The following is a 23,659-nucleotide window of genomic DNA, read 5'->3' as shown; positions in this document are numbered from 1 at the left end:
TATTATAACACATAATCACAAAAAAAGCAAGAAAAAGCCCGTACTTTCTTCAAATACGGGCTTATATATTTAATATGTACTCGGCTATCAGGCGGTAACGATACTGTCAGCCTTGTGGAGCTTCAGCTTTTCAACTGCCTGCTCTCTCATCTTGTACTTGAGTATCTTTCCTGCGGCATTCATCGGGAATCCGTCAACAAAGTCAACATATCTCGGACACTTGTGCTTTGCCATTCTTGCAAGGCAGAAGTCCTTGATCTCCTGTTCCGTAGCTGTTTCTCCGTCCTGAAGAACGATACAAGCCATTATTTCCTCGCCGTAGTCCTCATCAGGAACGCCTATTACCTGAACGTCCTTTACCTTAGGATATGTGTAAAGGAAGTCCTCTATCTCCTTGGGGTAGATGTTCTCACCGCCGCGGATTATCATATCCTTGATACGTCCTGTTATCTTGAAATATCCGTCAGAAGAGCGGCGTCTTGCAAGGTCGCCTGTGTGGAGCCACCCCTCGCTGTCGATAGCGGCAGCAGTAGCCTCGGGCATCTTATAGTAGCCCTTCATGATGTTGTAGCCTCTTGCTACGAACTCGCCGTCAACGTCATCAGGAACCTCCTGATTTGTCTCGGGATCAACTATACGGCACTCAACGCCGAAGATAGGTCCGCCGACTGTATTGACACGCTGCTCCAATGAGTCAGTTGTCTTGCTCATGGTAGTTGCGGGAGAAGCTTCGGTCTGTCCGTAAGTGATGCATATCTCGCTCATGTGCATCTTCTCGACAACTTCCTCCATTGTCTTGATAGGACAAGGAGAGCCTGCCATGATACCTGTTCTCATGTAAGAGAAGTCTGTCTTCGGGAAGTCCTCGTGTCCAAGCATAGCAATGAACATTGTAGGAACTCCGTGGAAGCAGGTTATCTTTTCCTTGTTGATGCAAGCAAGTCCCTTTCTCGGTGAGAAACGTGTTATAGGAGACATTGTTGTACCGTGAGTCATAGAAGCTGTCATTGCCAGAACCATGCCGAAGCAGTGGAACATAGGCACCTGTATCATCATACGGTCGGCTGTGGAGAGGTCCATGCAGTCTCCGATAGCCTTACCGTTGTTTACAACATTATAATGTGTAAGCATTACTCCCTTAGGGAAGCCTGTGGTTCCCGAGGTGTACTGCATATTTGCAACATCATGGATATCAATAGTCTTTCTTACGCGCTCAACCTCGCTGTAGGGAACATTCTTTGAAAGCTCAACAGCCTGCTCCCATGTAAAGCAGCCCTTGTTCTCTGAGTCAACAGTGATGACGTTCTTGAGGTAAGGAAGCTTTGCAGAATTGAGCTTTCCTGCCTCGCAGGTCTCCAGCTCGGGACAGAGCTCCTTGATGATGTCAACGTAGTTGATGTTCTTGATACCGTCTATCATAACGAGAGTCATAGTATCGGACTGTCTCAGAAGATACTCAGCCTCGTGGATACGGTATTCTGTGTTCATTGTAACAAGAACAGCACCGATCTTTGTGGTTGCCCAGAAAGTGATATACCACTGAGGAACATTCGTAGCCCAGATAGCAACGTGGTCGCCCTTCTTTACGCCCATTGCAAGGAGTGAACGAGCGAAGGTATCAACGTCGTCGCGGAACTCGGGATATGTTCTTGTATAGTCAAGCTCAGTATAGCGGAATGCATACTGATTGGGGAACTGCTCGCAGATACGGTCAAGTATGTCTGGGAATGTATAGTTGAGGATACGCTCCTTTGGCCATGGATACTGACCGTCACCTCTCATGTTTGTCTGGAGAGGATGCTTGTGTTTCTTCTTGTATGGAGCCATATACTCAGCAAACTGAGGAATTACGATACCTGCATCACTGAGGTCGCGAGCCCAGCGCTTTACCCATTCAAGTGAGATATATCCGTTATAGTTGATAGTGTCAAGAGCTTCTATCATAGCCTTTACAGGGATATCGCCAGTGCCCATGATACGGTACTCTACAGTGCCGTCCTCACGCATAACGCTGTCCTTGACCTGTATGTATTTGATATACTCGCCGAGATTTGAAACTGTAGTCTCGGGAGCTTCATTGTTATAACGATAGGGGTGATGCATATCCCAGAGAGCAGCCACCTTGCGGCTCTTTACGCTGTCAAGCACCTTTGCAAGTCTTGCAGTATCGGAATATACGCCGTTTGTCTCAACGAGTAGAGTTACATTGTACTCCTCAGCAATAGGAACGAGCTTCTTTAAAGTCTCTATGATATAGTCATCGTCAACATCACCGCCTGGAGCAGGCTCAAGGTCGCCCAGTATTCTGATATAAGAAGCGCCGAGCTTGCTTGCAAGCTGAGCATAAGCCTTTATCTCGTCCTCTGCCTCCTGATACTTGTCCTTGAATTTAAGGCAGGCACCTGATGATAGACAAGGAATTTCAAGTCCCAGCGACTGTAGCTTGGCAATGGTATTAGGTAGCTGTGCCTCTGTAAAGGGCTGAGCCTTGACGGAGAATATCTCATTGCCGAGACCTCTGATCTCGATACCGTCAAATTTAAAATCCTTTGCCATTGAATAAATGTCTGTCCATGACCATTCAGGACAAGCAAGTGTTGAAAATCCGATTTTCACATTTATCATTCCTTTTAAAAATTAATATCGCTGTCTGTCATATCTATCATATCATCAGCCTGAACCTGAAGTTCTACAGCTGTGTGTATGCCCTTGTCAAAACCAGCTGACGTTATATATGCCTCCGCCTGCTTCTTTGTTTTGAAGCGTCTGGCAAATACATTGCTGTGCACGAATAAACGCCGTGAAACTGCATACAGATCATCAGTACTGCGCTTTATCACCCATTGCACGGCTCATCGCTCCTATCCGAAAAGCTTGTAGTGTACCACGCCGAACCATTCCCTTACCCAGTAGGTAGGAACGATATACCATGAGGTATATCCCGATATATTGTAAGCGCTTATCCCCTGTTTTTCGGCTATCATCTCAGCACGGAGCTGATGAAATCCGTCGGTGATAAGAGTTACTGTTTCGGGCAAGCCGTTTTCGGCTATTATCTTTTTGGAAAAACGAAGATTCTCCTCGGTATTCACAGACTTGTCCTCCATGAATATCCTTTCGGGAGCTATGCCCCGTCCCACAAGCCAGTCCCTCATACACTGAGCCTCGCTCATGGCTTCGTCCTTTCCCTGTCCGCCCGAAACTACGGCGCAAACGCTGTCATGCTCCGAAAGATATTTATATGCGGCTTCAAGCCTTCGTCCCAGCATGAGACTCGGTCTACCGTCCTTTACCTTACAGCCGAGAACTACCACGGTAGTATTTTCGTCCTTGGGAGGATCGTCAGCCGCACGAAGCATGAATACACTGATAACGACAGCAAGCACCACAGAAGCTGCCGTTATCACACTTATTATTATAAGAACTGTTCTGCCGAGAGCTCCTGACCACGATTTTCCGAGGAAAGCAGTGAATCTGCCCCACAGCAGAAATATGGCTGTCAGCATTGCCGAAACTGCCATGCCTGCGCCGTTGCCCAGATTGAATATGCCTGTGAGTACTGGTGCGGCAAACAGCAGAAAGAGCCCGAAGCATATGACCGCAGGTATAACCTTTGCGTCCATTTATGCCTCTTTGCTCCTTGCAGCGGCAAGCTTTAGTATCCTGTCAAGATTTTCCTTTGAAGTTGTTTCGCTTCCGAGGTGAGTCGGTACCTTATTATAAAGTCCGTGGAAGTCTGAGCCGCCTGTCCGGATAAGCTCGTACTTCTCGGCAATGGCTCTGAGGTCGCTTCGGCAGCTTTCATCTGCGGAGAAATGTCCTACCTCAACGCCGTCTATCTTGCCGTTCTTGGCAAGCTCCTCAAGAAGCTCTATATTGTCGTACTGTGCAGGGTGAGCCATAACAGCTACTCCCCTTGCGGTATGTATCAGGTCGATTACAAAATTTACGTCAGGGTACTCACGCTCAACATAGCATGAACCGTTCTTGGGATTGAACAGCTCTCTGTCAAGGTCTCCGTAGAACTCAAGGGCATAGCCGTAGTCTATAAGAGCACGCATGATATGCTGCTTGAATATGCTCTTTGAAGCTGTGGTACGTTTAAGTATGCTCTCCTGCGTTATAGGGAACTTCGCCATGACCTTTTCGATCATTTCCTTGGAGCATTCCTTTCTTATCTCGCAGGATTTCAAACAAAGTCCTTCAAGTCGGTTAGGCTTTGAAGGTGCATAGCAAAGTATGTGTACCTTGCTGTTTCTTTCCTTATCCCATGCCGAAAGCTCTACGCCGTGGAGCATTTTTACTCCTGCGCGTTCGCCAAGAACATCAGCTCTTGAAAAAGAAGCCATTGTATCATGGTCTGTGATAGAGAGCCAGTCGATATTCATGCGCTTCGCCTGTGCAATTACATCTTCAATGCCAAGCGAGCCGTCGGAAAGCGTAGTGTGACAGTGCAGATCGCAAATCATACATAACCTTCTTTCGCCGCATTCTACAGCGGCTGAATTTAATAATATTGTATTTATATGGCGCTTTTTTTAGAACATAATCGCAAATTTTACCGTTACAATATAAATAACGCCTATAATTATATCACAAATCCAGCAAAAGTTCAAGTATTTTATTGCATTTTTCAAATTTTTATAACTTTTACGCAATATCAGCAGTAAAAATTATCACTGAAGCTTCGCGTAAAGCTCGCTTTTTCTGAAGCCCGTTTCCTTTGCCACAGCTTTGCAGGCGTCGGTGGGTTTCTCGCCCATTTCTATGAGCTTCTGCACCTGAGCCATAGCCTGCTCTATGGTTATTTCCTCACCAGTGCCCTCCTGCGCTCCCTCAAGAACGAGAACAAACTCTCCGCGTGGCTCGTTATTATTATAGTACTCAACAGCCTCGGCAAGAGTAAGCCGCAATACTTCCTCATGTATCTTGGTAAGCTCACGGCATAGCGCTATCCTGCGTTCTCCGCCGAAAGCCTGTGCAAGGTCTGCGAGAGTTGTTTTCAGTTTGTGGGGAGCTTCATAGAACACCATGACCGCAGTCTCGCCGCGGAGCTTTTCAAGGCGCTCGGTGCGCTCTTTTTTGGGAACGGGCAGGAACCCCTCAAAGGTAAATCTGCGAGTGCTTAGTCCCGAAACAGCGACCGCAGAAACAACAGCGCTTGGTCCTGGGACTACCTTTATGTCGATACCGCTCTCGGCGCACATCTTCACAAGCACCTCTCCGGGATCGGAAATACAGGGCATACCTGCGTCAGTAACGATACCGCAGCTCTCCCCTGCAAGAAGCCTGTCGATTATCTTCTGCGCGTCAGCCTTGGAGCTATGCTCGTGAAAGCTTACAAGGGGCTTCTTTATCTCGAAGCGATTCAATAATTTCAGCGTAACACGGGTATCCTCGGCGCATATAAAGTCCACAGCTCCGAGAGTATCGAGCTGTCTTATTGTAACGTCGTCAAGATTGCCTATGGGTGTTCCTATAACGTAAAATGTACCGCTCATGGCTGCTCCTTTCCTGTGTCGTATATCCTTTGCAGCTCCTCCGTGAAGCCGTTTTCGCTGCGTATGTATAGCTGAGGCTCCACTTTCATAAAGGGCTTTGAGCCCTTTTTGCCCTCGATAAGGAAAAGCCACGGAGCTTCGTCGGCGTTTTTCGATACGAAGCGAAGCCTTTTTGGCTCGATATCGTGATTTTTCATGGCAAATATAACGTCACTGAGACGCTCGGGACGATTGCAGACGCAGAGCCTGCCGCCGAATTTCAGCAGTTTATGAGCTGCCGCGCAAACGTCGTCAATAGTGCAGAGTATCTCGTGACGGGCTATTTTCTGGGCTGTGATAACGCTCTGAAAGCCTGCATTGTTCACCTTATAAGGCGGATTGCAGGTCACAAGGTCGAGCTGCCCCAGAGGAGCCCCCTCCCAGAGCTCTTTCAGGTCGGCGCATATGGGGACAATGCCCGAAGTTTCGCTCTTTTCAAGTCCGAGACGGAGCTGCTCTATTGCGCCCTCCTGTATGTCCACCGCATATGTGACTTGCGGCGGCATTTTCTTCTGCATGATGAGCGGTATTATGCCGCAGCCCGTGCCTAAATCGCAAGCCTTGTCCTTGGCACGGTACTGAGAAAAATCCGCCAGCAGAAAGGCGTCCGTACCGAAGCGGTGGTCGCTGCTGGCACAGACGTAAATTTTATCGGTAAGCTTTTCGTATTTGTATTCCATAATGTTCCTTTTTCATAAATAAACGATCAGTTTCTCATCATTACAATATATTCTGTAGTTCCTTCTTCCAGCTTCCTGTTGTCTGTAAGATGAAAACCATGAGCTTCATAGAAACGTATAGCATCAGTGTTCTTTTCAATTGTCCAAAGAAAACTTACCTGAGAGTTTTCTTTGGCAAATTCTATTAATTCCGAGCCTATTCCCTGCCCCTGGAAGAAATGATCGACATACAATTCAATGATCTCTTCTTTCTCAATGCGGATAAGACCTTTTATTATTCCGTCATCATACAGGAACATATTGTTAAGAAATCCGTTTTCAATGTACTTTTCAGCCACAGAAAGAACCTGTAGTTCGCCAAATGCGTACACATCGTCCTTAAAAATCGAACGATACTTCATTCGTTTTGCAAAAACAAGTATCTCTGCAATTCTTGAAACATCTTCTTCTGTCGCTCTTCTGATGTTATTTGCCTTTTTAGTATTCCTTTTTTTCGGCTCATATTTGTTATTCTGTATCATTTCAAGAGCTTCCGCAATAGAAACGCAGTTTGCATACCTGTTTTTCCACATGAACTCGTTATAGTAACGGTAGGTCTGCTCCGCTGTCATAAAGTCATTGTCAAATGTAGAATTACAGTACTCGGGCACTATCATCTCGAAGCCGTGCTCAAAGCCGCATTTCACCGTTGCGTCTATGCAGTAATCCGTCTGCAAGCCAGTGACTATCAGCCTTTTCACGGCTTTTTTCCGCAGATATTCAAGCAGTTCACTGTCACGAAAGGGGCTGTTCACCAACTTGTCGAATATCCGCTCGCCTGCTTCGGGAGCAAACTCCCTGCACACATCAAAACCCTCATTACCCTTGGAGAGGGGCTGTCCCTCGCCGTCATCGTGGCGGACATAGATGACTTCTATGCCGTTTTTACGGGATCCTGCTATTAATCGGCGGACATTCTCGATATATTTATCAAAAGCATAGAGACTTTCATTGGTTATGAGCTCCTGCGCGTCTATGACAAGAAGTGCCGTTTTCGTCATTTTATGGTACCTCCGCCGACTACGATATCCCCGTCGTAGAGAACTACCGCCTGACCGCTTGTTACCGCCCTCTGGGGCTCATCGAACTCCACCATGTACTCGCCGTTTCCGAGGTAAGATACTACCGCAGGCTGCTCCTTCTGACTGTAGCGCGTTTTTGCAGTAACGCGCATGGGAGCTTCAAGCTTTTCAACGGAAATAAGGTTGAAATCGTCAGCGATAAGGCTCTTTGTATACAGGTCGGACTCCAGACCGAGAGTGACCGTATTTGCAGCGATATCCTTTTTCACCACGTAGGCAGGGTGCCCGAGAGCGATACCCAGTCCCTTGCGCTGTCCGATAGTGTAGTTGATTATGCCCTTGTGCTCACCAAGGACTTTTCCCTCCATATCAACGAAGTTGCCGCAGGGCGTATCACAGCCCGTTGACCTGCGGATAAATGCGGCGTAATCGCCGTCGGGTACGAAGCATATATCCTGACTGTCAGGCTTGTTGGAGTTCACCAGACCTGCCTGCTCCGCAAGCTCACGTACCTGCGATTTTTCAAGCTCTCCCAGTGGAAAAAGTGTATGTGACAGCTGCTCCTGAGTGAGAGCGTAGAGCACATAGGTCTGGTCTTTGCTGCGGTCTTTGGGGCGTTTCAGCAGCCAGCGTCCACGCTCCTCGTCGTACTCATTCACGGCGTAATGTCCCGTAGCTATGTAGTCGTAGCCAAGCTCCTGAGCACGGCGCAGCATTTTGTCGAACTTCACATGGCGGTTGCACTCAATACATGGATTGGGAGTCCTGCCGCAGAGGTAGCTGTCTGCGAACTGCTTCATTACGTACTCGCGGAAAACGTCCCTGAAATTGAAAACAAGGTGCTCGAAGCCGAGACGGTAAGCCACGCTCCTTGCGTCCTCAACGTCCGAAAGCGCACAGCAGGTCTTTCCCTCTTTTTTCGCCTCGGATATATCCTCATCGGAGAAGAGTTTCAGCGTTACGCCCATGACTTCAAAGCCCCTGTCGCGAAGCAGCATTGCCGCCACGGAGCTGTCAACTCCGCCGCTCATTCCCACCATGACCTTTTTCATTCTATCGCTCCTTTTGAAAACAGCACGGGCGAACATTGTTCGCCCTAAAGTATATTTATTATCTCGTCAAGAGACCTGACGTAATAGTCCGAAAGCTCTATTATTCTCGGCATATCGGCTTCTGCAACGCTGTCGTAGACTCCGCATACGGGAAAGCCTGCCGCCTTTGCAGTCTCAATGCAGTGAAGGGAGTCCTCAACTACAAGGGTTTCCGAAACGGAAGTACCGAGAAGCTCCGCGGCGCCGAGGAAAATATCGGGGAAATTCTTGCCTGTGGGGTATTCCCTGTCCGTAAGCAGGAATCTCATTCTGTCAAAAACACCGCAGCGTTTCAGTGCAGCCTCTGCAAGCCCCTTGTAGGTAGCTGTGGCAACTCCGTAGGGTATGCCGCGGCTGTCAAGGAAGTCAAGAAGCTCCGTAGTATATGGCTTCAGTGGTATCTTCTCCTCATAGCGCTGACGAACCATTTCCTCAATACGCTTGATGACGTACTCCTTTGTACAGCTGAGACCGAAGCGGTCGATGAAGTACTGGGAGGACTGGTCAACGGTCATCTTCTTCACCACGTCCGAGACTTCGGGAGGTGGATCGGTTATGCCGTTCTCTATGAGAAATTCACGATCTATACTGCTCCATACCGTCATGGAGTCCAGCAAAGTGCCGTCAAGATCAAAAATTACACCTTTTATCAAATCATTACTCCATATCTATCATAATTTTGGCTCTGTAGTCCTTTTGTGCCGAAGTTACAGTTTTGAGAGCAAGTCCGTATATGTCAGACGCCCTTATCTCAAGTTCAGCAAAGCGCTCGGCAGTGTCGCTGAGCTGTGAAAGCTTGGCTATTGAGGAGGCAAAGGGTATCTTTGCAGATCCCTTTGCACGGGCAAGTATCTCCCTGCCGCGCTCATTGAATGCAAGTATCCTGCCGTATGGCGGAAGCTGCTTCATGTCCTCTTTTGTTATGCCAATGAGTAGGGAGAGCATAATGCGTCTTATCCTCGCCATAGTATATCGCTTGGTCTTTACTGTGAACAGCAGTTCATCAAGTGAGCCTGCCATTCTTGCTCCGTATATCCTGTGCTCAAGTCCCTGACCTACGTCATATATCTGGGATATCTCGTCAGTTGAACAAGTTCTGAGCTTATACAGCATTACCCTTTCCAGACGGTCAAGTGAAGCTGTTTCGCCCTTTTCTACGGCTCCAGATATCGCCGCAGCCCATTCGGGAGTGGTAAACTCGCCTATATCGGCTCTGTTGTCTATCATTTCACGTATCAGAGAAGCGCTGGCAAAACCGTCCTCGCTCTCTGCGCTGTCATGTGCGGCATTTTTACGCTTTACTGTAAAAGCCGTCATATTGCTGCCGCTCTTTTTCAGCGCCCTTAGATACTCTATGGCAAGGAGATTATTGGGCTCTGATATCATAGCAGCCGCCTCTGCGTCGTATCCGTTGACCACGGAATTCAGCGCACGGGGGTAGGTATAGCCTTTTTCCATGATAGCGCGTATCTCGTCGGCATGAGTAACAGCCGCAAGGTCAACAGTCTCCATTGCTTTAAGGAGACTCTCAACATCGCCGCACTCACTTCCAAAGGATATCTCGTCCACTGCTCCGAGAGCGTCAAGGAGATATACCGCTCCTGCGGCGAAATTCTCCGCCGAGGAGAGACAATACTGCACAGGGAGCTCGATGACAAGGTCTGCACCAGAGCGCACTGCAAGACGAGCTCTTTCAAGCTTGTCCATAACTGCTGTATCGCCCCGCTGTACGAAGTTGCCGCTCATTACCGCGACAATATGCGTCGCGCCGTTTTCACGAGTCTTGTTTATGTGATAAAGATGTCCGTTATGGAACGGATTATACTCGCATACTATACCGCTGACTTTCATTTTACTACCTCTCCTTGTAAATTTCAATGATTTTTCATAATTTTTTATCTACTCTACAGATTATTAAAGTATTACTGACGTGTTTTGGGCGTTTTGCAAAAGGATTTGCCCGTTTTTTACGGTCTGAACAGGCAAAAGTACGCCCTGACCGACTTTAAATGAGCTTTTATTTGAAAAAAGGACTTGCATTTTTCAAAAAATAGTATATAATAATATATGCAAAATTATTTTTGAAAGGAATTACATATATGATCATCTTAGTTGTTAATGCGGGAAGCTCTTCCCTTAAGTATCAGCTCATCGACATGAGCGATGAGAGCGTTATCGCAAAGGGTAACTGCGACCGTATCGGTATCGACGGACATATCAACCACAAGACTGCTGACGGCAGAGTTCTCGACGAGGACTGCGCATTCCCTACCCACACAGAGGCTTTCATGAAGCTGGTAGAGGCTCTCACAACAGGCGCTGCAAAGGTTATCGACAGCATGGACGCTATCTCTGCTGTAGGTCACAGAATAGTACAGGGTGCTGACGTTTTCGACAAGTCTGTTCTCGTAACTGACGAGGTTATCGACAAGATCGACGAGCTCCGCGAGCTTGCTCCTGTTCACAACCACGCACACGCTCTCGCTCTCAGAGCATGTAAGAGCGTTATCCCTGCAAACGTTCCTCAGGTAGTTGTATTCGATACAGCATTCCACCAGACTATGCCTCCAAAGGCATTTATGTTCGGTCTTCCCTATGATGATTATGAGAAGCTCCACGTAAGAAAGTACGGCTTCCACGGCACATCACACCGTTTCGTATCAAAGGCTCTCGCTGACGCTATGGGCAAGGACGTAAAGGACCTCAAGATCGTTTCATGCCACCTCGGCAACGGTTCTTCCATTACAGCTGTTGACGGCGGCAAGTCAGTTGATACATCAATGGGCTTCACTCCTCTTGACGGTGTAGTTATGGGTACAAGAACAGGTTCTGTTGATCCTTCAGCAGTTACTTTTGTTGCTGACAAGCACGGCTTTACTCCTTCACAGATGAGCGAATACATGAACAAGAAGTCAGGTTTCCTCGGCGTATCAGGCGTTGGCTCTGACAACCGTGACATTCAGGAGGCTGCAAATCAGGGCAACCAGAAGGCTCAGCTCGTTTCTGATATGCTCACATACGAGATCCAGAAGTACATAGGCGCTTACGCTGCTGCTATGAACGGCGTTGACGCTATCCTCTTCACAGGCGGTATCGGTGAGAACTCATGGGAAGTACGTGAGGCTGTCTGCCAGAACATGGATTACTTCGGAATCAAGATCGACGAGGCTCTCAACCGCTCTATCAGAGGCAAGCTCACAAAGATCTCCACACCTGATTCAAAGATCGAGGTTTGGATCGTTCCTACAAATGAGGAGCTCCTTATCGCAAGAGATACACTTGCTCTCATTTCCAAGTAATTATATCACAAAAAACAATATAAAGCAACATAAAAACCTCGATGCACTTATCGCACCGAGGTTTTTTAGTTGTCAGTCGAAACTCTCAACTCTTAACTATAGCTTTAGCCGCAGACTATCTTTGTTCTTGTGACGTCTACGTTTTCGTTTTCCATGATTATCTCGCCGATTGATTCAGCTCTGATAAGTCCGCCGGCAGGATTCTTGACGCTTTCTATGCTGCCCTTGATGTCAACGCTGATATTGTCGGAATACTCAAATGCAAGAGTAGTATTTGGCAGCTTGCAGTTCTTGAGCACAAGATTTTCCATGAAGCACATTCCCTGTAAGCTCTCAACGGTGCAGTTCACCAGCATGATGTTGCGTGAATTCCAGCCAAAGCACTTTCCAGTAATGACAGAATCATGTATCGTTACGTTCTGACAGTTCCAGAAGCAGTCGCTTCCGCTGATGACTGACTTGCGGATAGTCGCATTTTTGATACCGTCAAAGGCATTGCTGCCGCTGAGTTCAAGTCCGCATATCTCCATTCCGTCGCAGTCCATAGCGAAATAATCGCCCTTTACCTTGACGCCGTCCATGCGTATATTCGCACATTTCCATAATGTTTCGTCGCCGTTTGTGAATGTTACGTTTTTCAGGCTTATGCCGTTTGAATGTCGGAAGCACTGTGCCGATTCGATAAGCGTGTTGTAAATATTTATCTCTGTCGAATACCAGATGCCTTCCTTTGCTGTCTCGCGGATAGTGCAGTTGTTCAGCTTCACCTTTTCGCTGTACCACACAGGATACTTTGCGTCAAAGGCACAGTCCGAAAGCTCGATGTAGGCATTATGCTTCAGCGGAGATTCTCCCTCGCCGAAAACAGTGCCGCTGATCCTCAGACCATTGCGCTGGAACAGAGCTCTTTCCCCAGAAAAATGCTCGTTAAGTATTTCTTTCATTGATCTCACTCCTCATAAAAAATACAGGTAAAAGTTGCGGTATTTTTTTATAGTATAACATACATTTTTGTAAATTGCAACTGTTTTTCACTAAAGAACGGCTATTTGCATTATTCGCCGAAAGAATATTTTTAATTTATGCAGCGCTTTGCTTCTCACCTCTCAATACAGAATAATCCATTAAAAGCTGCTGTTTTTACAGCAGCTTTTTATTTTCCGCATATTGACAAAAGCGCCTGTTTGGGGTATAATCAAAAATTGATAATATATATCGAAAGAATGATGAATATGAAAAAAATCGTTTCTATACAGGACATTTCCTGCTTCGGAAAATGCTCCCTTACAGTGGCTCTGCCCATTATCTCGGCTATGGGTATCGAGACCGCAGTTATCCCAACGGCTGTGCTTTCAACTCACACGGGAGAGGGCTTCAAGGACTATACATTTCGCGACCTTACAAGCGATATCCCTGCTATTGCAAAGCACTGGAAGAGCATGGACCTGAAGTTCGACGCACTGTACACAGGTTATCTCGGCTCTATGGAGCAGGTACAGATCGTTTCTGACTTCTTTGACGATTTCAGCACCAAGGACAACTATATAATCGTAGATCCCGTTCTCGGAGACGCAGGAAAGCTCTATGCAGGCTTTACTCAGGAGTTCGTATCGGAAATGAAAAGGCTCTGCGCAAAGGCTGATTTCATTATGCCTAATATGACCGAGGTGGCTTTTCTCCTCGGTATCCCCTACACCGAGACCTACGACGAAGCATACGTCAGGGACGTTCTCCGCAGACTTGCCGCTCTCGGCTGCAAGGTTCCTGTTATCACGGGAGTTCACTTTGACGACAAGCAGCAGGGCGCTGCCGCATATGACTCGGTGAACGATAAATACTACTTCTCCTTTGACAAGAACGTGAATATGCGTTTTCACGGTACGGGAGACATTTTCAGCAGCGTTTTCTCAGGAGCCTGCGCTCTCGGCATGGATATACAGCAATGCCTCGATATCGCGGTGAAGTTCACCCTCGACTGCATTGAAGCTACCATACCAAATATGCAGGAAACATGGTACGGAAGCTGCTTTGAGCTCTGTCTCGGAAAGCTGATAGAATACGTAAATAAAAGATGATCTGAGAGCAGCTTCGGCTGCTTTTTCTTTTTATTCCAGTTATTCCCTGTGATTACCTTGTACATAAACGGCAATAATATCCTCGTAATCTTTTACGGAGGATATGGCTCATGGCATACAACAAAGTCGTTATCGCAGGGATAAACACCTCGGAGCTGACAGTGCTCAAAGAAGAGGAAAAAATAGCCCTGCTTAAGGAAATAAGAGCTACAGGCAGCAAGGCTGCACGGGACAAGCTCATAAACGGTAATCTCAGGCTTGTACTCAGCGTGATACAGCGTTTCACAGGGCGCGGTGAGGACATAGACGACCTTTTTCAGATAGGCGTTATCGGGCTTATAAAAGCTATCAACAACTTTGACCTTTCAAAGGAAGTCCGCTTCTCCACTTACTGCGTACCCATGATAAGCGGAGAGCTCCGCCGCTATCTCCGCGACAGCAGTCACGTTAAGGTGAGCCGTTCTCTCCGCGACCTCGCCTACAAGGCTATACAGGCTAAGGAACGGCTGACTATAAAGCTCCAGCGCGAGCCCAAAATGGAGGAAATTGCCGAGGAGATAGGCGAAAAACGTTCAGATGTGGTAATAGCTCTTGAGAGTATAAGCGATCCCGTGTCGCTCTATGAACCTGTTTATTCCGATTCAGAAGACAACCTATACATCATGGATCAGATAAGCGACATGAACGACGTTGAGAGCCGCATGGACGAGCTCACTATCCGCGACGCTATCCACGACCTCGGCGAACGGGAGCGGAATATCCTGTATCTGCGGTTCTTCCGCGGAAAAACACAGGTGGAAGTCGCAGGCGAGATAGGCATATCTCAGGCTCAGGTCTCACGCCTTGAAAAAAACGCTATTGAACGCATAAAAAACAGCGTATGAACTCTGCTCTCCTACAGGAGAGCTTTTTGTTATATTCTGACATTTTTCTATTGATTTCGAGAAGATTATAGTGTATAATTGAATATGTATAAGTTTTATAGAGAAGGATCCAAAAAGTCATTATATTAGAGTTTGAGGTCTGAGAGTATGAAAAGATTTTTCAAAGCCGCAGCTGTTTGCTGCGCACTAACGCTCTCTGCCTGTTCAAGCAGAAAAAACGACACTGTTACGCCTCCCGACGGCAAGCTGGATAAGTGCACACTGCGTTTTTCGTGGTGGGGCGGCGATGACAGACACAAAGCAACTCTGGACGCTATCAGTCTGTGGAACAAGAAGCACCCCGATATCACCATAACCCCCGAATACGGCGGCTGGGACGGGTGGACGGAAAAGGTCTCCGCACAGATCAAAAGCGGCACAGAGCCCGACATCATGCAGATAAACTACGACTGGCTCATTTCCATGTCCGAGAACGGCAGCAGATTCTACGATCTGGAAAACCTTGACAGCTTTCTCGACCTGTCAGGCTATGACGACGAGATACTGTCATTCGGGCGAGCCGACGGCAGACTAAGCGCCCTTACAATATCAGTCAGCGGCAGAAGTCTGTTCTACAATTCCGATGTATTCCGTTCGCTCGGAGCGGAATACCCGAAAACGTGGACAGATCTTGCAGCTCTGGGAAAGAGCTTCGGCGCGGAAGGTCTCTATCCTCTTGACCTCGATATCCAGTCGGGAGGAACTGCATGGTATCTTGCGGTAGTGTACATTCAGCAGAAAACAGGCAAAGAGTTCATAACCCATGACGGAAAGCTTGGTTTTTCCGTCGATGACATCAGTGACGCACTCAAATTTTATAAAAGCCTTGAAGAGGATCATGTTATCAGAACTGTCAGAACAAGGACTGATGAGGATGGGAATGCCGCCCTTTATCAGTCATCTGAGTTCATTGACGGCAGAGTGGCAGGCGTTCTTGAATGGGGAAGCGCCGTTGGCAAATACGAATCCGTTCTGCCTGACGGCGTTCTGGAGGCTGGTCCCCTTCTTGCCGACGAAAGCGGTAATACAGGCGGCTGGCTAATAAAGCCTACCCTGCTTTACGCTGTATCTGGTAATACAAAATATCCCGACGAAGCCGCGGCATTCGTAGATTTTCTCGTTAATGATGAGGAATGTGCGGAGCTTCTCGGCACTACACGCGGCATTCCTGCTTCAAAAAAAGCAGCGGCAACTCTCGAAAAGAGCGGCAAGCTGTCGGGACTCGCCAAGGAATGTGATGATATCCTTTCAGCCGCAGATACATCTACCATAAGTCCTTATATGGAGCTGCCGCGCATGAAGGAATTCTACAATACCGCCATAGAATCAGTATCCTACGGCACTGCCGACACGGATACTGCTGCCCGTCAGATGTATGGCTCTATCACAGACTATCTGGAGAAGATAAGAAAATGAATACCCGTAAATACCGCAATCCCGTGGGCGTCAGCAAGTACACAGGTCTCGCGCTTATATCGCCTTTTATCATAGGCGCCCTGCTGTTTATCGTCTATCCCTTTATTTGCTCATTTGTAGTCGGACTTACCGACAGTGGCCGCTTCGCTGGCTTTGAAAATTTCCGCGAAATGCTCAGCAGCAAGGACTTCGGACAGGCGGCAGGCGTTACTCTGAAATACGCGCTGATACTTGTACCGCTGAAGCTCATAGTGTCACTGCTTGTTGCTCTGCTCCTCAATATGGAGCTGAAACACATAGGCATATTCCGCACAGCATTCTACATACCGTCAATACTGGGTGCTAATCTCGCAGTCATAATCATGTGGCAGTATCTCTTTACATCTGACGGTCTGGTAAATCAGCTTCTTGAAGCTGTGGGACTCTCCCCTGTAAGCTGGTACGGAGAGCCAAACGCAGCCATATTTATAATAGTTCTGCTTAGGCTGTGGGAATTCGGTTCGACTATGGTCATATTTCTTGCGGCTCTCCGTGATATTCCCCGTGAGCTCTATGACGCCGCAAAGGTTGACGGCTGCGGAGGGGTAAGAGCTTTTTTCGCTGTGACTCTCCCACAGATAAAGAATGTAATTTTCGTCAATCTCATATTGCAGACTATCGGGGCTATGCAGGAGTTCAACGCTCCCTATATGCTCACAGGAGGCGGTCCGCTGGGAAAAACAAGAACTATCGGTATGCTCATTTACGAGGAGATGTTCACCTACGGCAGCAAGGGTATGGCAAACGCGGTATCATGGGTGCTTTTCGTGATAATCGCCGCAGTTGTGGCTCTTATGTATAAGCTGACAGACAAGGCAAGGAGGGACGCATAGTGAAAAAGCTGTTTCTCTATCTCCTGCTGACCGCTGTGGGAGCTGCAATGCTCTATCCCCTGCTCTGGCTGGTGGGAGCTTCATTCAAGACCAACGAGGAGATATTTTCCTCTATTTGGTTCATGCCGAAAAGCTTCTGTACGGACTCCTACAAAAACGCTTGGGAGACCGTTACTCCATACAACATGGGGCACTATTTTCTCAATACCTTTGCAATTATTATACCAAAGACCGTGTTCGCCGTCGCTTCCTCAGCGATAGTCGCATACGGCTTTGCAAGGTTTGATTTTCCATTGAAGAAGTTCTTTTTCGCTCTGCTTATATGCGGTATGCTCATGCCCTCTATCGTGACTATAATGCCGCGGTATCTCATGTGGAGCAAGCTCGGACTTCTTGATACATATATACCGCTTACGCTCCCCTCGCTCTTTGCCGAGGAGGGAATGTTCGTATTCATACTGGTGCAGTTTTTCAAAGGCGTACCCCGTGAATTCGACGAGGCGGCAAGGATAGACGGCTGCGGCACGCTGAAAACGCTGTTTTACGTGCTTCTGCCATGCATAAGACCTGCCGTCATATCCATAGCGGTTTTCACATTCTTATGGACAATGAACGATTTCCTTGAGCCGCTGATAATGATACAGTCAGTGGAAAAATACCCTCTCTCTCTTGCCCTCAGACTGTCCGTGGACAGTACGGGACAGGGCTATGAGCAGCGCAAGGTCATTGCCATGTCTGTCATTGGTCTTATACCCTCTGTAGCAGTGTTCGCACTTGCTCAGAAAAAATTTGTCAGCGGTATCACCGCAGGAGGTCTTACAGGATGACTAAAGCTGAAAATATCGTTTCAAAATATATCGATAATTTAATACTCCCCTCAGAGCCTCTTTCTCCCATATGGAATAAGGAGAACGAGCTTCTGGACAAAGCTCCGAAATGGAACTATATCGACAACTGCATGATAACAGCCGTTCTGATGATGTATGAGCTCACAGATGACGAGGATCTTCTGGATTACTCAATAAGATTCATAAACACCTATGTTGCCGAGGACGGCAATATCCCCACCCTGAACTACGCCGACTATAACCTTGACAATATAAACGGAGCTAAAAATCTGTTCAAGCTCTGGCGCATAACAAACGAAGAACGCTACAGGCTGGGCTTTGAGCGCTTCTGGACGGAACAGCTCGTTCGTCAGCCCCGTCTTGACTGCGGAAGCTTCTGGCACAAGAGCATTTACCCAGATCAGATATGGCTGGACGGCTCATACATGGCTCTGCCGTTTCTCATTGAGTACGGTATGCTCCATAAGTCACGGGGTATAATCGATGACGCTATCCGTCAGCTATGGGATATGCGAAGGATACTCCGCGATCCTGATACAGGGCTGTTCCATCACGGCTACGACGACACCAGCACCATGTGCTGGGCTGACAGGATAACGGGACTTTCTCAGGAATTCTGGCTCCGCTCAAACGGCTGGATGTGCGCGGCTCTTGCAGACAGCTGTGAACTGCTCCCCAAAAACGAACTCCTCAAAAGAGAACTGTCAGAGCTGCTCACTGCTCTCTCAAAGTACTGCATGGAGGACGGTATGCTTTTACAGCTTCCGAATCGCTCCGAGCTTGAAAACAACTATCCCGAGACCAGCGGCTCTCTGCTGTTTGCCTACGCCGCACTCAAGGCGGCTCGGCTCGGCATATGCGGAGACGATATGCGTAAGGCAGGTCAGCGCACATTCGATACCGTCACCGAAAAATTCATCGACGACAGCGGTGACGTACCCGTACTGAAAAACATCTGCCTTGTGGGAGGTCTCGGCGGCGAGAATAACCGCGACGGTTCTGCGGAATACTATCTCAGTGAAAAGATAGTCGAAAACGACGCCAAGGGCATAGCTCCCTATATCATGGCATATACAGAAATGAAAAAACTCTCCTGATTATACTCACAGGACAAAAATTCTGTCGAAATATCGCGGTTTATACTTGAAAAGTTCACACTTTCATGTTATAATATTTGCTGTAGGGATTACTACAAATATTTTGTGAAAGGGGGAGCTCGTTTTGAATGTACTGTTCTGGGCAATAGCCGTTATCGCTTTCGTTATAGCTGAGATCGCTACCGTGCAGCTGGTATCTATCTGGTTCGCGGCAGGTTCTTTTATAACGATGATAGCCTGCTATTTCTACGACCTGTCCACTATGGAGCAGCTGGGATTGTTCATTGTATCATCAGTGCTGTTCCTGTTGGTAAGTCTGCCGTTCATCAAGCGGCGAAAACAGCAGGTCAAGGTCGCAACGAACGCCGAGCTTGACGTTGGCAAACACGCCACTGTCATCGAGGACATCGACGCGGACAAAGGTACGGGGCGAGTCGCTTTGAATGGGGTTAACTGGAGTGCCGTTCCCGAAAACGAGAACGAAATAATACCTGCGGGTACTATCGTTATCGTAAAAAAAGTAATGGGCGCCAAGCTTATGGTCGCACCTGAAAATTAATTCTGCAATATTATCTATTACACACCAATATCGGAGGTAAATCATTATGGACACACTTGGAATCATTGTTTTGATCGTAATCATTATTCTTCTTTTCCTTTTCATCAGATGCTTCAGGATAGTTCCTCAGGCACACGTTTTTGTTATCGAGCGTCTTGGTTCTTTCCACGCTCAGTGGGAAACAGGACTTCATATCCTCGTTCCTTTCATCGACAGGATCGCAGGCAAGGTATCACTCAAGGAAAAGGTAGTAGACTTCAAGCCTCAGCCCGTTATCACAAAGGATAACGTTACAATGCAGATAGATACTGTCGTATTCTATCAGGTAACAGACGCCAAGCAGTACATCTACGGCGTTGAAAGACCTCTGGCAGCTATCGAGAACCTGTCGGCTACAACACTTCGTAACATCATCGGTGAGATGGAGCTGGACGCTACTCTCACATCAAGAGACGTTATCAATACAAAGATCACTTCTATCCTCGATCAGGCTACTGACCGCTGGGGTATCAAGGTAAACCGCGTTGAGCTCAAGAACATCCTCCCTCCTCGTGAGATTCAGGACGCTATGGAGAAGCAGATGAAGGCTGAGCGTGAGCGCCGTGAGAAGATACTTCAGGCAGAGGGTGACAAGAAGTCTCAGATACTCGTTGCCGAAGGTGAAAAGGAGTCACAGATACTCCGTGCACAGGCTAAGAAGGAAGCTCAGATACTCGAAGCAGAGGCTCAGAAGCAGGCAATGGTCCTCAGAGCTGACGCTGTAAGAGAGCAGAAGATCCTGGAGGCTACAGGTGAAGCAAAAGCTATCGAAATGGTACAGCAAGCCCTCGCTGAAAGTATCGTAAAGCTCAATAACGCTAACCCGAATGAAAGAGTTATCCAGCTCAAATCACTTGAGTCATTTGCAAAGGCTGCTGACGGCAAGGCTACAAAGATAATTATCCCAAGCGAGATACAGGGACTTGCAGGTCTTGCAACAGGCCTCAAGGCTATCGTTGAAAAGGACACTGCTCCTGCTGCACCTGTTGCTAACAACAGCAATGCAGGCTATCAGGGCTATAACGCAAACTAAAATATCGCAGATACTCCCCGATTTTTCGGGGAGTATTTTTTTGGTGCCAAAAAACTGCGCAGTCAATGCTGATTTTTTGTGTTTTGATACGATTTTAGCAAAAAGCTCCCGAAAAATAAAAATCAGCCGTATTTTTGCTTGCAATTAAGCGCTTTTTGTTGTATAATAAACTATAAAGATTTCAATTACAATGCTTTTTTATTTTATTTTCTCCGTCAGTCTTTAAGCGGTAAAACTACAGATATATAATTCATTCCTGCAAGGCGGTAGAACAATGGTTTTTTCGAGACTTTTCTTTATATATATCTTTCTCCCCGTATGCCTTTTGTGCTATGCACTGGCAAGAGGGACGAAAGCCAAAAATCTGGTGTTGATAGTTTTCTCGCTTATTTTTTACGCTTGGGGCGAACCCGTCTATATTTTCCTCATGCTGACAACTGCCGCTGTAAACTACGGCGCAGGTCTGCTTATCGGAAAATATCAGGGACAAAGGGGCAATACTGCCGCTACTGTCATTGCGGTAACGTATGACCTGCTCATGCTGGGCGTATTCAAATACAGCGGCTTCATTGTTGAAAACATCAACGCCCTTTTTTCATCTTCGATACCCGTTCCCGATATAAGACTTCCTATCGGTATCAGCTTTTACACATTCCAGACTATCTCTTACATCATAGACTGCCACTGGGAAAAAGTCAAGCCTCAGAAAAGCTTCGGAAAGTACCTGCTTTTCCTGACGCTGTTCCCACAGCTTGTAGCAGGACCTATTGTCCGCTACAGCACTATCGAAAAAGAAATAAATGAACGAAAAATTGAACTCAGCGACGTTTCATACGGACTCAACCGCGTGGCTCTCGGTCTTGGCAAAAAGGTGCTCCTTGCAAATCAGCTGAGCATCATCGCTGACAGCTTTCTCGGCAATATAAGCAGCTCCACCATGTTCGGAGCATGGTACGGAGCTATAGCCTACGGCTTGCAGATATACTTTGATTTCTCTGGCTATTCGGATATCGCAATAGGTCTGGGACGTATCTTCGGATTCCATTTCGATGAGAACTTCGACCACCCGTTCATATGCAGGGACATCACCGAATTCTGGCAGCGCTGGCATATCTCCCTCAGCACATTCTTCCGCGACTATGTCCTCTATATCCCTATATTCGGCAAGCGCAGAAAGTACGGCGGACTTTTCCTCGTGTGGCTCTGCACGGGAATATGGCATGGTGCAAGCTGGAACTTCATCATATGGGGACTTTACTATGGTATTTTCGTATTCATCGAAATGCTCATAGGCAAGAAACGCATGAAGAAGATACCTGTTGTAATCCGCCATATCTACAGCAAGCTTGTTATCATCATCGGCTTCGGTATATTCTATTTCGAGAAGCTTGGCAAGCTCGGCACATTCTTCAAGACTGCATTCGGCTTCGGCGAAAACGGATTCCTTGCCGTTCAGGACAGGATTTCCGTCATCAACAATATGTATCTGCTGACTGTAGCCGTTATATGCTGCTTCCCTGTCATCAAACTGGTTAAACAGACAGCGGACAAGCATTTTGTCACAAAAGCCGCAGTTTCCTCAGCAGCTGCTGTTGCAGCGGCTCTGCTGCTCATAGTTACAAGCATTATGCTGGTAGCTTCTACTGCAAATCCATTCCTTTATTTCAGATTCTGACGAGGCAAACCCATGACCGATAACAAAAACAAAAACAGCCTGCCGGAGCCATCTATCTCCATAGAAGCTTCCGACCGCGCAGGCGCTTCCATAGATGTTTCAATAAAACCAAAAAAGCTGAAAAAACAGCAGCGGAAAAAGGCTCTTAACTTCATTTCGCTGGCTAATATAGTAGCTATAAGTGCTATTTTCGCAGGCGGGTTCGTTTATGTAACGCTACTGCCCCACGAGACAAAAGCCGACGACGAGAACCGCTATCTCACAAAATTCCCCGAGTTTTCCGCAAAAAGCTATGCAAGCGGCGAATTTACCGAGGGCGTTGCCGATTACTTCGACGATACTGTCCATGACAGAGCTCATATCAAGGAGTTCATCTCCGACTACATCATGCAGCTGAAGGGCAGAAAATACGGCGCTGACGGCGAAGAAGCCGAGCTTTTCGGCAGCGGCTTCGAGAAAAAAGCAGCTGTAATCACGACAGCTCCTGTAACTACTGCCGCTTCGGTATCCACATCAGTTACAACTGCCGTCCCCGAGGCAACTACTGCTCCTGCGGAAGAAGCTCCTGCTGACGGCGAGCTCACAAACAATATCCTCATCGTCAACAAGCGCGGAGTAACTCTTTACAGCGGCGCTTGGGGCGCAGAACAGGAATACGCTTCATATGTGAGTCTCTACAAGGAAAAGCTCCCCGATGTAAACGTTTACTCAATGGTGCTGCCAACGTCCAGCTCGTTCTATCTTCCCGAAAAATATCAGAATCTCGCTTACAGCGAGAAAGAGGACTTCGACAGGCTCGACGCGGCTCTCCATAACGTGATCCCTATCGACGCCTACAGCATACTCGATGCTCACAAGGACGAGGCTATTTATTCCCGTACCGACCACCACTGGCAGCCTCTCGGCGCTTACTATGCCGCACAGCAGTTCGCTCTCACGGCAGGCGTCCCCTATCCAGAGTTATCGGAATACGAGACAGTTACACTGCCTGGCTACGTCGGCACCCTTTATATGTACACACAGAGCGCAACACTCATGAATAATCCCGAGGACTTCGTTTATTACAAGCCCAAAACACCCGTAACAGTCACACAGTACAACACACGCTTTGAAAACCCTGTTGCCGCAAATCTTCTTCTCGATCCGTCATATATGGCTAATTCAGGCTATTATATGGTTTTCGGAGCTGACGAGAGGATAGTTCACGTCAATACAGAATGCAAAAATGGAAGAACTCTTGTCATATTCAAGGACAGCTACGGAAACGCCCTGCTGCCAATGCTGACAGGCTCTTTTGAAAACATATATCTCTGCGATATACGTTATTTCGACCTTAACGCCGTAGATTTCATAAACAGAGTCGGCGCAACGGATCTCCTTTTTGCCATGTGTTCATTCTCCGCAGTAGGCGGCAACAGAAACTGTATATACAACAATCTGACAAAATAAGG

Annotated in this window: 22 protein-coding genes and 1 pseudogene; 11 read left to right on the top strand and 12 right to left on the bottom strand. The window is 47.4% G+C overall.

Annotation, left to right across the window (positions count from 1 at the left end; translation table 11 throughout):
* Nucleotides 1-87: 87 nt before the first annotated feature.
* From BT105_RS01335 to BT105_RS01290, 11 genes and pseudogenes are all read right to left on the bottom strand, one after another.
* On the bottom strand, nt 88-2,616 hold the full coding sequence (locus tag BT105_RS01335; RefSeq protein WP_072299047.1) for an AMP-binding protein: 2,529 nt from the start codon (nt 2,614-2,616) through the stop codon (nt 88-90).
* A 14-nt stretch (nt 2,617-2,630) separates the two neighbouring features.
* Nucleotides 2,631-2,849 (bottom strand): hypothetical protein, encoded by a 219-nt coding sequence (locus BT105_RS01330; protein WP_028514875.1) that lies wholly within the window; start codon nt 2,847-2,849, stop codon nt 2,631-2,633.
* A gap of 12 nt (nt 2,850-2,861) precedes the next feature.
* Complete coding sequence (locus BT105_RS01325; RefSeq protein ID WP_072299046.1) at nt 2,862-3,623, bottom strand: YdcF family protein; 762 nt, start codon at nt 3,621-3,623, stop codon at nt 2,862-2,864.
* Nucleotides 3,624-4,469, bottom strand: a complete 846-nt coding sequence (locus tag BT105_RS01320; protein WP_072299045.1) for a PHP domain-containing protein — start codon at nt 4,467-4,469, stop codon at nt 3,624-3,626. It abuts the gene before it with no gap.
* Nucleotides 4,470-4,676: 207 nt separating this feature from the next.
* Nucleotides 4,677-5,501, bottom strand: coding sequence for a 16S rRNA (cytidine(1402)-2'-O)-methyltransferase (rsmI, locus tag BT105_RS01315; RefSeq protein WP_072299044.1), 825 nt, complete (start codon nt 5,499-5,501; stop codon nt 4,677-4,679).
* On the bottom strand, nt 5,498-6,220 hold the full coding sequence (locus BT105_RS01310; RefSeq protein ID WP_072299043.1) for a tRNA1(Val) (adenine(37)-N6)-methyltransferase: 723 nt from the start codon (nt 6,218-6,220) through the stop codon (nt 5,498-5,500). The genes rsmI and BT105_RS01310 overlap by 4 nt, the downstream gene beginning before the upstream one ends.
* A 26-nt stretch (nt 6,221-6,246) precedes the next feature.
* Nucleotides 6,247-6,621, bottom strand: coding sequence for a GNAT family N-acetyltransferase (locus BT105_RS14925; protein ID WP_242940075.1), 375 nt, complete (start codon nt 6,619-6,621; stop codon nt 6,247-6,249).
* A 111-nt stretch (nt 6,622-6,732) separates the two neighbouring features.
* Nucleotides 6,733-7,260, bottom strand: a pseudogene (locus BT105_RS14605) (cysteine hydrolase family protein); the annotation flags it as partial.
* Nucleotides 7,257-8,333, bottom strand: a complete 1,077-nt coding sequence (mnmA, locus tag BT105_RS01300; RefSeq protein ID WP_072299041.1) for a tRNA 2-thiouridine(34) synthase MnmA — start codon at nt 8,331-8,333, stop codon at nt 7,257-7,259. The pseudogene BT105_RS14605 and the gene mnmA, both read right to left, overlap by 4 nt.
* A gap of 44 nt (nt 8,334-8,377) precedes the next feature.
* The gene (locus BT105_RS01295; RefSeq protein ID WP_242940062.1) at nt 8,378-9,025 is read right to left on the bottom strand and encodes an HAD family hydrolase; all 648 of its coding nucleotides are present in this window, start codon (nt 9,023-9,025) and stop codon (nt 8,378-8,380) included.
* A gap of 4 nt (nt 9,026-9,029) precedes the next feature.
* A complete protein-coding gene (locus BT105_RS01290) occupies nt 9,030-10,223 on the bottom strand; it encodes a nucleotidyltransferase (protein ID WP_072299039.1) in 1,194 nt (397 codons plus the stop codon).
* Nucleotides 10,224-10,471: 248 nt separating this feature from the next.
* Between BT105_RS01290 and BT105_RS01285 the strand changes: the two genes are divergently transcribed.
* Nucleotides 10,472-11,671, top strand: coding sequence for an acetate/propionate family kinase (locus BT105_RS01285; protein WP_072299038.1), 1,200 nt, complete (start codon nt 10,472-10,474; stop codon nt 11,669-11,671).
* A gap of 104 nt (nt 11,672-11,775) precedes the next feature.
* Here the strand turns inward: BT105_RS01285 and BT105_RS01280 are convergent, their stop codons facing one another.
* Nucleotides 11,776-12,615 (bottom strand): DUF3737 family protein, encoded by an 840-nt coding sequence (locus BT105_RS01280; RefSeq protein WP_072299037.1) that lies wholly within the window; start codon nt 12,613-12,615, stop codon nt 11,776-11,778.
* Nucleotides 12,616-12,903: 288 nt separating this feature from the next.
* Between BT105_RS01280 and BT105_RS01275 the strand changes: the two genes are divergently transcribed.
* The 10 genes from BT105_RS01275 to BT105_RS01230 all read left to right on the top strand — a co-directional run bounded on the left by BT105_RS01275 (nt 12,904) and on the right by BT105_RS01230 (nt 23,657).
* A complete protein-coding gene (locus tag BT105_RS01275; RefSeq protein WP_081367770.1) occupies nt 12,904-13,746 on the top strand; it encodes a pyridoxamine kinase in 843 nt (280 codons plus the stop codon).
* Nucleotides 13,747-13,856: 110 nt separating this feature from the next.
* Entirely contained in the window at nt 13,857-14,630 is a 774-nt protein-coding gene (locus BT105_RS01270; RefSeq protein ID WP_028514836.1) for a SigB/SigF/SigG family RNA polymerase sigma factor, read from the top strand.
* Nucleotides 14,631-14,777: 147 nt separating this feature from the next.
* Nucleotides 14,778-16,085, top strand: a complete 1,308-nt coding sequence (locus BT105_RS01265; RefSeq protein ID WP_072299036.1) for an ABC transporter substrate-binding protein — start codon at nt 14,778-14,780, stop codon at nt 16,083-16,085.
* Nucleotides 16,082-16,957, top strand: coding sequence for a carbohydrate ABC transporter permease (locus tag BT105_RS01260; protein ID WP_072299035.1), 876 nt, complete (start codon nt 16,082-16,084; stop codon nt 16,955-16,957). Before BT105_RS01265 ends, BT105_RS01260 begins: the two co-directional genes overlap by 4 nt.
* Nucleotides 16,957-17,784 carry a carbohydrate ABC transporter permease gene (locus BT105_RS01255; RefSeq protein ID WP_072299034.1) on the top strand — a complete coding sequence of 276 codons (828 nt, stop codon included), beginning with the start codon at nt 16,957-16,959 and terminating at the stop codon, nt 17,782-17,784. Before BT105_RS01260 ends, BT105_RS01255 begins: the two co-directional genes overlap by 1 nt.
* Nucleotides 17,781-18,902 (top strand): glycoside hydrolase family 88/105 protein, encoded by a 1,122-nt coding sequence (locus BT105_RS01250; RefSeq protein ID WP_072299033.1) that lies wholly within the window; start codon nt 17,781-17,783, stop codon nt 18,900-18,902. The genes BT105_RS01255 and BT105_RS01250 overlap by 4 nt, the downstream gene beginning before the upstream one ends.
* 124 nt (nt 18,903-19,026) lie before the next feature.
* The gene (locus BT105_RS01245) at nt 19,027-19,461 is read left to right on the top strand and encodes an NfeD family protein (protein ID WP_072299032.1); all 435 of its coding nucleotides are present in this window, start codon (nt 19,027-19,029) and stop codon (nt 19,459-19,461) included.
* 46 nt (nt 19,462-19,507) lie between these two features.
* Entirely contained in the window at nt 19,508-20,533 is a 1,026-nt protein-coding gene (locus BT105_RS01240; protein ID WP_072299031.1) for an SPFH domain-containing protein, read from the top strand.
* A gap of 274 nt (nt 20,534-20,807) precedes the next feature.
* A complete protein-coding gene (locus BT105_RS01235; RefSeq protein ID WP_072299030.1) occupies nt 20,808-22,208 on the top strand; it encodes an MBOAT family O-acyltransferase in 1,401 nt (466 codons plus the stop codon).
* Between the two features lie 12 nt (nt 22,209-22,220).
* Entirely contained in the window at nt 22,221-23,657 is a 1,437-nt protein-coding gene (locus BT105_RS01230; protein ID WP_072299029.1) for a DHHW family protein, read from the top strand.
* Nucleotides 23,658-23,659 lie beyond the last annotated feature (2 nt).

Source organism: Ruminococcus flavefaciens (assembly GCF_900119075.1).
In the GTDB taxonomy this organism is placed as follows: Bacteria; Bacillota; Clostridia; order Oscillospirales; family Ruminococcaceae; genus Ruminococcus; species Ruminococcus flavefaciens_Q.
This window is presented reverse-complemented; position numbering and strand designations above follow the sequence as displayed.